Annotated in this window: 9 protein-coding genes; 3 read left to right on the top strand and 6 right to left on the bottom strand. The window is 53.9% G+C overall.

What is annotated here, in order from left to right; genetic code table 11:
- Window positions 1–32: 32 nt before the first annotated feature.
- Window positions 33–1,217, top strand: a complete 1,185-nt coding sequence (locus K3T83_RS20885) for a trans-sulfuration enzyme family protein (RefSeq protein ID WP_220204872.1) — start codon at window positions 33–35, stop codon at window positions 1,215–1,217.
- Window positions 1,218–1,279: 62 nt separating this feature from the next.
- On the opposite strand, the gene K3T83_RS20880 is transcribed toward K3T83_RS20885, so the two are convergent.
- Entirely contained in the window at window positions 1,280–1,702 is a 423-nt protein-coding gene (locus tag K3T83_RS20880) for a winged helix-turn-helix transcriptional regulator (RefSeq protein ID WP_220204871.1), read from the bottom strand.
- Window positions 1,703–1,817: 115 nt separating this feature from the next.
- On the opposite strand from K3T83_RS20880, the gene K3T83_RS20875 reads away from it, so the two are divergent.
- Entirely contained in the window at window positions 1,818–2,636 is an 819-nt protein-coding gene (locus tag K3T83_RS20875) for an SDR family NAD(P)-dependent oxidoreductase (protein ID WP_220204870.1), read from the top strand.
- Window positions 2,637–2,688: 52 nt separating this feature from the next.
- Here K3T83_RS20875 and K3T83_RS20870 read toward each other — a convergent pair whose 3' ends face one another.
- Window positions 2,689–4,170, bottom strand: a complete 1,482-nt coding sequence (locus K3T83_RS20870) for an outer membrane protein assembly factor BamB family protein (protein WP_220204869.1) — start codon at window positions 4,168–4,170, stop codon at window positions 2,689–2,691.
- A 255-nt stretch (window positions 4,171–4,425) separates the two neighbouring features.
- On the opposite strand from K3T83_RS20870, the gene K3T83_RS20865 reads away from it, so the two are divergent.
- Window positions 4,426–4,998: a general stress protein gene (locus K3T83_RS20865; RefSeq protein WP_220204868.1), complete on the top strand. Its 573-nt coding sequence runs from the start codon at window positions 4,426–4,428 to the stop codon at window positions 4,996–4,998.
- Between the two features lie 50 nt (window positions 4,999–5,048).
- On the opposite strand, the gene K3T83_RS20860 is transcribed toward K3T83_RS20865, so the two are convergent.
- From K3T83_RS20860 to K3T83_RS20845, 4 genes are all read right to left on the bottom strand, one after another.
- The gene (locus K3T83_RS20860) at window positions 5,049–5,984 is read right to left on the bottom strand and encodes an NADP-dependent oxidoreductase (RefSeq protein WP_220204867.1); all 936 of its coding nucleotides are present in this window, start codon (window positions 5,982–5,984) and stop codon (window positions 5,049–5,051) included.
- 123 nt (window positions 5,985–6,107) lie between these two features.
- Window positions 6,108–6,755: a hypothetical protein gene (locus K3T83_RS20855; RefSeq protein ID WP_220204866.1), complete on the bottom strand. Its 648-nt coding sequence runs from the start codon at window positions 6,753–6,755 to the stop codon at window positions 6,108–6,110.
- Window positions 6,756–7,272: 517 nt separating this feature from the next.
- Window positions 7,273–7,524: a DUF2630 family protein gene (locus tag K3T83_RS20850; RefSeq protein WP_220204865.1), complete on the bottom strand. Its 252-nt coding sequence runs from the start codon at window positions 7,522–7,524 to the stop codon at window positions 7,273–7,275.
- A 95-nt stretch (window positions 7,525–7,619) separates the two neighbouring features.
- Window positions 7,620–11,294: an ATP-dependent helicase gene (locus tag K3T83_RS20845; RefSeq protein ID WP_220204864.1), complete on the bottom strand. Its 3,675-nt coding sequence runs from the start codon at window positions 11,292–11,294 to the stop codon at window positions 7,620–7,622.
- Window positions 11,295–11,474: the final 180 nt, after the last annotated feature.

The raw sequence follows: 11,474 nt of genomic DNA, 5'->3' as shown, positions 1-11,474 counted from the left end.
CCGCATAGACACTTGAGAGGAGCAATATTTCTATGAGCGAGCAAAAACGCGATTATGGCTTACAGACGCGCCTCATCCACGATGCCCACAACGCCAACGATACCACAGCCGTCTCGCCCCCCATTTTCCAGACCAGCACCTTCCTGTTGCGTACCCCGGAAGAAGGGGCTGAACTTGCTGCGGAAGTCGCTCCTGGCGCATATTATACGCGCTATGGTTCCCCTAATAACAAACAGGTTGAGATCCTGCTGGCAGAGTTGGAAGAGAGCGAGGCGGCGCTGGCACTTGGCTCTGGTATGGCCGCCATTACGACCGCTATTCTTGCCAATGTACAAAAAGGCGATCATGTTGTCGCTCAGCAGACGCATTACACAGCGACGCTCTCATTGCTGGCCGAAACGCTGCCACGCTACGGCGTCGAGGTCACGCAGGTTGACCAGCGCGATACAGAGTCTTTTGCACACGCCATACGGCCCAACACCAGGATCGTCTATACTGAAACACCCACGAATCCCACAATGGACCTGACTGATCTGCGCGCCACCGCCGAAATTGCTCACGCAGCCGGGGCGCTGGCGATCACTGACAATACCTTTGCCTCCGCATATAACCAGCATCCCTTAGAGTTTGGCTACGATCTGGTCACACATAGCGCAACCAAATATCTCAATGGACACGCCGATGTGACGGCTGGGGCGATTATGGGATCGCGGGCATTAATCGATACGGTCTGGGAATACTCACGCGTGCATGGTCCGGTGTTACATCCCTTCGAGTCGTGGCTGTTGCGGCGCGGCTTGCAGACTTACGGCCTGCGTATGGCAGTTCATAACGCCAATGCCCTTGCCGTTGCTCAATTCTTAGAGCAACATTCACAGGTTGAGCGGGTATACTACCCGGGCCTGCCCTCACACCCCCAACATGCTCTGGCAAAACAGCAGATGCCTGGTGGCTTCGGCGGCATGCTCTCTTTTGAGGTCAAGGGAGGCTATCAGCGTGCCTACGAGGTCGTCAGGCACACGGAGGTCTGCCTGCTAGCGGTGAGCCTGGGCGGTGTGGAGACGCTCATCACACATCCCGCCTCGATGATTCACGCCCACCAGAGCGACGAACAGCGCGAAACGGCAGGCATCTCGCCGGGCCTGCTGCGCCTCTCTGTCGGTGTGGAGAACGTCGAAGATATCATCGCCGACCTGGACAGTGCTTTGAACAAATAACAAACCATTGATGCATGTAATGACCACTTCTTAACGATTGTCGAAGCTGGTCATTACGCGCGCTAGTCTATTTCCTCGTCTGCCGCCTCCTCCTGAGCCAGTCTTCTCTCGCGAGACGCCACCGGCCCGAGTAGCGAGTGCATCTGCAACCCATATGTCCTGGCCCACTGCAACAAGCCCTCTATCGGCTCACATAACGTCTCTCCCAACGGGGTCAGGGCATATTCGACTGATGGCGGGGCGGTTGGATAGACGGTTCGCGTCGCCAGCCCCTCCTCCTCCATTTTGCGCAATGTTTGCGTCAACATCTTCTGCGTGATGCCGCCTATCTGCCGCTTGAGCTGCGTATAGCGTTGCGGACCATCCCGTAACAGATAGACCACCAGCGGCGTCCATTTGTCTGTTACCAGATCCAGAGCGCGACGAGCCGGACACTTTTGATCCGAAAAATTGATGTCAAATCTGACAGGTTCCCTAGTATACATTCTATACCTATACCACTTTTAAGTGCCTTCTTGCAAGCAGATACCTCCTATTTTATAGTAAGCAGTAGTGAGCGATGAAAGACATGCGTCATTCCATTTTTCGAGGGAAGGTTTTATGCAAGAACACTCAGGCAACACAGGATTATTACAGGGACAGGTCGCGTTGATTACCGGCGGCAGCCGGGGGATTGGCGCGGCTACTGCTCGCCTATTTGCACGACATGGGGCGGCGGTCGGCGTTAATTATCATGCCAGTGCCAAGCGAGCGGAAGAGGTGGTCGCAGCTATTCGCGCCGAAGGGGGACGAGCCATCGCAGTTCAAGCCAGCGTCGATAACGATGAACAAGTCGCGGCAATGGTACAGCAGGTTGAGCAAGAATTGGGGCCGATTGATACATTGGTCATGAACGCTATAGCCGGGAGTAAGACGATTCAAACGCCAGAGACAAATATGGCCTACAGCAAAGCAATATTTGCCCCTTTTGTCGAGTCAAGCTGGGAGACATATCAGAATATGGTACTCAGAGCGCTGGCTGGCATCTATATCCCGGCCCGTATTGTAGCTCCCTTGATGATTGAGCGCAAACGTGGCAACCTGATCGCCGTCAGCAGCCTCGCAACACGCATAGCGCGTCCGGGTAGCGGTGCCATTGCAGCCAGTAAGGGGAGCGTCGATGCATTGATGAGGGTGCTGGCTTCCGAACTGGGGCCACACGGCATACGAGTAAATGTCGTGGCTCCGGGTGCAATTGAGACCGAAGCTTCAGCAGCAGTGATCCAGGAGCGCCGCGAAATGCTGAACGCCTCCTTGCCATTGCGCCGCGTCGGACAACCAGAAGACGTCGCCGGAGCAATTCTACTGCTGGCAACCAATGAGGCGCGTTATCTCACAGGCAACTACCTCGCTGCTGGTGGCGGCAGCTACCTGCTCTGATAGTCTCAGGGGGACTTGTTTGAGGCAACAAGTTCCCCTGAAATCGTTAAGATTAAGCCACTTTGAGCGCAACCACACCCTGCATTGTGCCAACAAACACAAGGCCATTCCAGAGCGTGGGCGTGGCAAAACGCGACGTGGTGCCAATGGAGAGCGAGGTGCGCACCGAACCATCATCGCTATTGAGCGCGTAGAGGGTGCCACCAGCATAATCCATGCAGTAGACCGTATGGCCTCCCACCACAGGAGAGCCATTGGGCTGATCGTGCTGCCAGCCCATCGTAATGCTGTTTCCCTCGATCTTCACCTGACGAATGCCATTGCGACATGGCAGGAAGATTTGCGAACCAACCGTTGCATAGCCGCCATACGATGGACAGACCTGCTGCTCCTGAATCTGGCCTCCCACACCGCCAAGTGCGTTGGCATGCAGCAGATAGCCACGACCGGACTTGCCCACGCTAAAAACCTGTCCATTCGGTAGCAATACGGGACTCATAGAGCCGAGATCAGCATCGGCGGCGTTGTCCTGTGCCCACTGTGTCGGAGCAAAACCATCCTCCAATTGCAAGGTTGGCGATAACCGCAGCACTGAGTCGGTATGATCCCACGTTCCGCTCGTCACCTCGCCGTTGCCTACCGCAACATACAAATGACCATTAGCATCGATGGCTGGTCCCGGTGGCGACCAGATACCGCCTTCGCGCGGGGTCGGAACCTGATACACGAGCAATTGTCCCTGCCCATTCGTTTTTGAGCCGATCACCATTCCATGATAATTGCCACAATCACCATAACGACCACCGAAAGCAATATAGACCGTTCCCTGATTCAGCGCCAGCGCCGCTCGCTCTTGATGGGCCGATGGGTCCATTCCCGCAACGTCGATCTGGCGGCGCAGTTTCACCTGTCCGTTGCTGACATCGAGGCCAACCAGAATATGCGAGGGGCCACTGATCTCAGCCACCGCGAACAGCTCTTTCGTCGCTGGATCGTAAATAGGAGTTCCGGTAATGCCCGATGGGTCGATATTGCCGCATGGTAGCGCCGCGCGCGGAACTGGCGTGCCAACATTAGTATGCCACTGCTCCTGGCCGGTCTGGGCATCAAAAGAGTAGATGGTATTCTGCTCCGTCGCAATCAACACGTGACCACCCACTACCAGCGGCTCAGCATAGACGGCACCATCCAATGTCTTATCCCACAGGCGAGATAATTGTTTGGGATCGGAGAAGTTTTCAATATAGCCCGTACGAGCATTGTCGTTGTGGTACATCGTCCAATCACTCTGAGTGGTGCCGGACGCACTTGTAGGAGTTGTCGCCCCTGTGTCAGATGTGCTGATTGGCGTCATTGGCGGTGGCGTCGTTACCGACCCCGAACCGCAGCCAGCAAGCACAAATAGTATAGCACTCAAGATGATCCATACTGGAGAGCGAGATGGCATCACGAACTGCCCTCTGGCAGCGAGACGAGCAAATACCAGCACGCCTATCAATAGCATTCCTGCGATGATAACAAAGGCGAAAAACATTTTTCTCTCCTTTTTCTCATTATTTGTCGTTTCATATCGGTTGTTTCATATCCCAACAATTATTATACGTAAGCGATCTCACCAACATATATGTCAACTACCTGCACAGGCCAGCTGAGCCATTCCTCCATCTGACTTTTTTCCTAATATGATCTGTCACCTTTTCTCAACCTCACCCGTGAAAGATGTAATGCTACGTTATGCACGTAATGGAAGGCGCGATAGCTTCGCCGATCAACTTTGGAGGAAGAACCAATGGCAATGGTACATAATATAGTAGCGGTGGGTGTCTTTCCCAACCAGGAGCAGGCAAGAGGAGCCATTGACGAACTGCGACGTGCTGGTTTCAATAATGATGAGATTGGTTTTTTGGCGCGTGTACGTGCTGCGGACCCGGAGGCTACAGTCGCCGCTGATGCCGCCAGCGGTATGATCGGCGGCGGAGTTATTGGTGGAGTTCTGGGCGCAGCCGCCTCGCTCCTTATACCAGGATTGGGACCGGCCATTGCTGGAGGCATTCTGGCAGCGACGTTTGGTGGTGCAGCATTAGGCGCGGCTGCTGGAGGGTTAGTTGGTGCGTTTCGCGGCCTGGGTCTGTCCGAACGCGACGCCCACTTCTATCAGCAAGAGCTAGCCGCAGGCCATACCATCGTCACGGTCAAAACGCCCGACGAGACCGGCTACAACGATGCGCTCGCTATCCTGCGCAAGAACGGTGCATATGACGCCACAACTCAAAGAGGCGTTATTAATGCGACACCTCCCGTACGGCCCTATGGCACAACAGATCACGAAGACACTGACAATCCAGGTGCTACGAACGAATGAGCCAGCTTCCGCCAGATAGCCTCTCCGTAAGAGGCTATCTGGTTGCCTATTTATGCTTCGCCTTGATCCACCACACGAAGCACAATCTTGCCTCGTTTCACCCTCTGCTCGTATGCCTGCCGTGCCTGGGACAAGGGAAAAACGGTATCAATGATCGGGCGAATCTGCCCCCCATCGATCAATTCACTAATCTGGATCAGTTGATCTCTATTTGGTTCGACAATAAACCAGACGGAGCGCACACCATGTTCCTTTGCCTTCTCAGGAGATGGAGGCATAGCGACAGAGACCAGCACGCCGCCCTTTTTCAGCGCTCCATAGGATCGCTCCAATGTGTCGCCACCAACCATATCTAAGACGACATCGACATCGCGAACCACCTGCTCAAAGCGCGTGGTGGTATAATCGATGATCTCATCTGCTCCCAGTTCGCGCAAAAAATCATGGTTCCGCGCCGAAGCAGTTGCAATCACATTCGCGCCAACCCAATGCGCAAGCTGAACAGCAAAAACGCCAACCCCTCCGGCAGCGCCATGAATCAGGACCTTTTGACCGGCTTTCAACTCGGCGTGGTCAAAAAACGCTTGCCAGGCTGTTAAAGCCGTTAACGGCACCGCTGCGGCCTGCACATAATCGAGCGTGCGCGGCCTGGGGGCAAGCTCACCAGGCAAGGCAATAGCATACTCGGCTGCGGCCCCATCCCGCTCAAAGGCGATAAGGCCATATACTTCATCTCCTACAGCGAGGTTGGCAACATCGGAACCAACCTCAACAACCACACCTGAGATGTCGTGTCCAGGGATTGGTAGAGAGCGTGGCGCTCCCGCTCTGGTTTGATAGGTTTCCTCCCAGGTTAATTCCGGCGCAATCACACCGGCTGCCTGGACGCGAACCAGTACCGCTCCTGGCCCTGAACGCGGCTGTGGCGCATCTTCATATACGAGATGTTCCGGGCCACCCCGACCATGAATATGAATCGCTTTCATTCTCTTCGTTACCCCTTTGCTTCAATTCTCATCTGGTTTAAGCATAACTCGAAGAAGGAAAACTGTCATGGGCCAAAAGAGACATTATTATGTCGCATCTCTCTAAATAATGCAACATGAAGATTACAATTGCTTGCTCTCGTGAACGATCTCTTTTTTAGCCTGTGCTGGTTGTTCTCGCTTCGATGGTAGCAAATAGAGCAACATACCGCCGGTAATAGCTCCAATAATCACCCAGGATACGAGCCAGCCTATGATGATGCGAACTGGATCGTTTGCGGTTGGCGGATCAATTCCTGGAATAGTGGTGCCAATCGCCCAGCCAAAACCCCAGGCGAGGCCAGTTGCCAGCGTCCATCCTCGCGTCTCATCCAGACAGCGCTGCAAGACAGCTGCACGTTGCAGGTTGCCCAGCAGCAATCCCGAGAGCAAGCCACCAATGCCAACGCCGAGATAGGTAAGCAAATTGTGAAGAAGGGGATTACCTGTACCGGCCAGCGCCCCAAGTTGTGCCGCACTCATCAACAGCACAATCGGCGTAATCAAGCCGGCCAGTCCGGTAGCTATCCAGCCCTTGCGTGCGTTGATAAGCTTATTGAGCAAGAGCCACTGTCCCATGCAAGCCAGGACAGACGCCAAAGTATACGAGCCGATAAAGAAGAGCGAATCCAGAGGCAGGACCATAGTAATCAGCAGCCCGGACAATCCGCCAATGGTGGTGAGCGCGATCCAGCGTAGCCACAGGGATAGTTGTGCCAACGATAGCTTCATGCAACGCTACTCCATTTCGTGGCCTTCAAGCCTGTCTATACAAAAACACGTTATGGACAGGATACATCATTGCAATCTGACAGTCTATATCCTTCTCGCTCGCTCCACTGAGTCTGTTTTCACTCTTCAAACATGTACATAGAAAGAGATACTTCAACGCTCTTGGAACTCTGTTATACCCCCACTGAAGTATCTTTTTTCTTTGCCGTTGAGAGAAACTCTAGCATTCAGGCAACCAGCTCTATTCCACTATCCATCACTTCCTCATCCATTCCTGATAATTCTCTCAGGAATAAATAGTACTATAGTCTAATAACTTATCTTTTCATTGCTATCTCATGGAGATAATGGAGAATAAAGGAGATGCTTCATGGAGACCTCATTTAGCCGTTTACCCCCCCATTGGAGCATCTTTTTTACTGCGAAAAGACACATGCGCTCACTGTCGCGAGCCACCAAAAAAGAGGAAGATGGCGGACGGTACACGTCTTGCCGTTCCGCCATCTTCTACAGACTGCTATTGCAGATAATGCTCAACGGTGCTTTCATTACGCACAGCGGCTTCGTCCGGGTTCTGTCCGGCATGTCTGCGCGCCCGGCGCTGGCGCAACAGATCCCAGCACTGATCCAGCTTTACCTCTAACTCCTTCATACGCTCGTGCTGATCGCTTGCCAGCTCTCCTTCATGCGACTTTTGCAGCAGCGTGTGTTCCTCATCAACCAGTGTTGTGATCTGGTGCAAAATGTCCTGATCGCTCTCATGATTCATAGGGGTCTCTATCTCCTCTCTGCTTGCCGATGGTTATTCAATATGCGATATTTCCACTCCCTAATAATAACCAAAAAAGCCTCGCTCTGCATCCCCTATGCTGGGCAGATAAAAAAGAAGGGGCAACCTGGACAGCGGAACGCATCAGGCTTTGGAGGGTAATCGTTCTTCTCCAGCCCTGTAATGCTCTTCTCGACTTCATCATACAGGCTTTGCTCTTTGCGGGCGGTCATCTTAATCGGCACAACTTCACCCGTACTCAAATTGTGGCTATGTAGCTCAACACTTTGCCCTGGATGCTGTTGACGATAGGCTAGCGTATAGAGCAACTCGCGCATCTCAGCCGATGGCCTGCTCTTACTTCTGCCAAAACGCGTGCGGACATAACGCACAGGCTCGATGGGCTGCGATGATGTAGACATCTCAATACGATCAACGGTGACGCGTACCGGCTTCCCGGCCACATCTACCTGGAAGCTCGGTCGCGTATCCCACTCTACATCCTCCTGCACCAGCAACTTGCGCCGAATCGTCTCAACCACTTCATGCCCATGCTCTTCATAGAGAGTGGCAAAGGGCGCGGTATGCCCTCCCAACTCCTGCCAGTGTTGCGTATACAGTTCTTGAATCTCCTGCTGAGTCGGGGCAACCTGCGTTCCGTTGCTCTCCTGAAACTGTTTGCGCAAGACTTCAACCGTCTTCTGTGTGGCCTGCCAGAACAATTGATAGGTATCTTCTTCGTTGGTAAAGTGATAAATGGCGCTGTAAGCATACTGGCGTGGACAGCGCTGATAGCCTTCGATGGCGTTCACGCTCAACGAAGCTGGTTTCATCGCCTGAATAAATGCCTCGCTCGGCTGCGACGATGGGATGATTGAGGGAGCATCATCAAGAGGCTTCTCCTCGCTCTGCACCTGCTCCCAACGCAATCGGGTAATGCGATCCTGGGGCAACCCGGCCTCCAGAGCATCCAGGTAGAGCGAGCGCCTCGCCTTTTGCTTGCCGTAACGTTCGCTATAACTGAGTATCAGGTGATCGCGTGCGCGTGTGACACCCACGTAAAATAGACAGGATTCGCCACTCTCATGCGCAGCCTTGCCCATGCTTTCGGGCGACAACATGCCCTCCGGTGGATTGACCGCGCCTGCACGCGCAATCGTAGGGAAGCGCTGTTGCACCAATCCTGGCAGATACACGACGGGAAACTCTAATCCCTTGCTGGCATGCACCGTCATGACACTGATGATATCAGCGCTCTCTTCGCCATCCTCGTTTGCCTGCTCTCGACTACCGCTATCCTGCCGCAATAACACCAGCAGGCTGAGATATTCCAGAAAACCTTTGATCCGCTCTTCAAGCGTGGGCGACTCTACTGGTTGCGTGACGCCTTCCGGTAACAGCAGATTGCGATGCTGCTGTTGCTGGTCGTAGTGGCGTGCCAGTTGCAATAAGCGGTCATAATCGGCCAGAATTGCATCGCTCTCGCTGTTCTCAGTGTCAAGCAGCAGATCTCGCACCAGCGAGGTTTCTATCAGCAAATATTGGGCCAGGAGCGACCAGATATCCGATGCATACTGCAACGCCTGCAAGATCTCTGCCAATCGTTGCATAGCACGTTGTCCCGACAGACTCATGCTGAGCGGTGCCTGGGCATTGAAGATCAGCATTCTGGGAGAGACATGCTGAGTGTAAGCGGCCTGTAACAAAGCCTCGATATCATCCTGGCTCAACAGATGTTCACGCTGACGAGCTGCCCGCAACAATCCCATTCCGCTTGAGTTAGTGAGCAGTAGCAAGATAGACAGCACATCTCTGGTATGCTCCTGCTCAAGCATGCCGCCGCGCTCGATGACGGGCAGACCTGCGGCGGCCAGCGCATTTGTGATCTTCTGCGCCTGCGCTCGCGTTCGACACAACACGGCTATATCTCGATATGTGTATCCCTGGCTGCGTTTGTAGCGAATATCTTGCACGATGCCTGCCAGTTCGCTACCTTGATCGCTTGCCTGTGCCAGCGTCACACTCGTTTCGGGCGGAGTCAGACGCACAGGCTGATTTTTGCCCGGCTCCTGTCCCAGTTCTAACTGCACACAGCGAAACGATTCCGCAATCGCGACAAGATCGGGGCGCGAACGATAATTGCGACTCAGTGGCAACACGGCAGCACCGGGAAAATCGATCTCGAACTGACTGATATTGGCAGGTGAAGCTCCTCGAAATCCATAGATCGCTTGATTCGCATCACCAACCACCCAGACGCGCCGCTCTTCGCCCGCCAGCACGCGCAACAACACACCGCTGGCCCTGTTCACGTCCTGAAACTCATCTACAAGGATCTGCTGATATTTCTGCTGTTGTTCGCGCAACACCTCTGGATGCTCCTGCAACAATTGAATTGCCAGGGCCAGCAGGCCACCAAAATCGGTATCGCCCCGCTGCATCAGCGCTTCATGATACAATGCATAGATATGGGCCACTTCCAGCGCCTTCTCCGCTTCCTCCAATGCCTCCTGATCGTTGGCTCGTTCGCGCATCTGCTGCGCCAGTTGAGCATAGACTGTAGGCGAGATCAGTTCGTCTTTTGCTCGCGAGATAGCCTTAAGCATCTCTGGGAAATAATAAGCTGGCGAATGCAGCTTGAGATAGTGGCGCAGACGTATCCTGCCTGCCTGCTGACGCAACAGGAAATAGCCTTCCGCCTCATCGATCAACGTAAAGTTGTCGCGTAACCCGACCAGCGAACCATACTGGCGCAACAGGTCGGCGCAAAAGGCGTGAAAGGTGCTGACCTTTGGCAGCGCATAGTCATCGGTGAGCAGCTTTTGCAGGCGCTCCTCCATCTCTTGAGCAGCCTTGCGCGAAAAAGTGAGGGCAAGGATTTGTTGTGAGGGGATACCAGACGTGCGGATCAAATAGTCCACGCGGCCAATTAGCGTGCTTGTTTTGCCGCTGCCCGGACCAGCAATGATCAGAGCCGGAGTAGCAGCCTCGATTGCAGCCTGCTGGAACTCATCATAGCGCTTCTTTGCTGGCTGTTCAGGCTGAGGAGCGCTTTTCGTTGGAGCTGGTGTTTCCACCACAGGTGCGCTCTCTTGCTCAGAAACGCGCGCTCTTCCCTCTTTGAGCAAGCCAGCAAGACGGTTGAGCATAGCAGCATGTGAAACGGCGAAGGTGGCGGCCAGCGTGTGAGCGGGTATACGCTCGATCAGATAGAGGGTGCGTACACGTTCGAGGGGGATGAGTAGCTCAGCGGCAAAAAAATTGGCGGCCAGTTCTCGCTGACTGCGGGGATCGTAGCTTTCGCCAATTCCCAGCGCCTCCTGGAACTGCTCCTGATCGAGCAGCCCGATCATGTCTTCCTGCACATCCGCATCGTGGCATGGATCTTGACGCGAGGGGTCCGGCAGATGATGCTGTTCGTCCTGAGCAACAATCGTGTCGTATAGCTCGCCCAGCAGGATTTGAATGCGTACACTGCCGCGACAATGCAGAACCGCATGCCCTATTTCATGAGCGAGCGTAAAGCGGCGCAACGTTTCGGGCAGATCACGACAAAGCCAGATGAGGTTCTCTTCTTCGTCCGGGTCCATAAAGCCATATGTCCCCTCTGGATAATCGGCGGGATGAAAGGTCTCGATCTGTAGTCCAAGCCAGCCTGCCAGTTCATCAAGGGCTGTTGCTGGCTGGTCCCATTCCGGGTGTTCCACTTGAAAGCTATGAAGAAGTTGGCGAGCTGCGGCCTCTGCCGTTGCGCGTATACGATTATCCATGACTCATCCCTGGCTCTACTAAAAGAGTTTTCGCACATATGTTCTGATCTCTTGCCACGTCACTATTATACCGTATTTGGGATGTTCTTTCTATTCCTACGTGCCGTTCCCTCTCCGGGTCTGATATAATGGAGCAAATAATAGAGGAAATCCTTCTATATCGGCGGCATAAGGAGTTTT

It is taken from the genome of Reticulibacter mediterranei, from assembly GCF_016587455.1.
The sequence above is the reverse complement of the archived record's forward strand: the minus strand, read 5'-3'. Positions and strand labels throughout refer to the sequence as shown.

Excerpts from the sequence above, each read along its gene's own strand:
- K3T83_RS20855 (WP_220204866.1), bottom strand. The coding sequence starts at position 6,755 with ATGAAGCTATCGTTGGCACAACTATCCCTGTGGCTACGCTGGATCGCG.
- K3T83_RS20880 (WP_220204871.1), bottom strand. The coding sequence starts at position 1,702 with ATGTATACTAGGGAACCTGTCAGATTTGACATCAATTTTTCGGATCAA.
- K3T83_RS20870 (WP_220204869.1), bottom strand. The coding sequence starts at position 4,170 with ATGTTTTTCGCCTTTGTTATCATCGCAGGAATGCTATTGATAGGCGTG.
- K3T83_RS20850 (WP_220204865.1), bottom strand. The coding sequence starts at position 7,524 with ATGAATCATGAGAGCGATCAGGACATTTTGCACCAGATCACAACACTG.
- K3T83_RS20860 (WP_220204867.1), bottom strand. The coding sequence starts at position 5,984 with ATGAAAGCGATTCATATTCATGGTCGGGGTGGCCCGGAACATCTCGTA.
- K3T83_RS20845 (WP_220204864.1), bottom strand. The coding sequence starts at position 11,294 with ATGGATAATCGTATACGCGCAACGGCAGAGGCCGCAGCTCGCCAACTT.
- K3T83_RS20865 (WP_220204868.1), top strand. The coding sequence starts at position 4,426 with ATGGCAATGGTACATAATATAGTAGCGGTGGGTGTCTTTCCCAACCAG.
- K3T83_RS20875 (WP_220204870.1), top strand. The coding sequence starts at position 1,818 with ATGCAAGAACACTCAGGCAACACAGGATTATTACAGGGACAGGTCGCG.
- K3T83_RS20885 (WP_220204872.1), top strand. The coding sequence starts at position 33 with ATGAGCGAGCAAAAACGCGATTATGGCTTACAGACGCGCCTCATCCAC.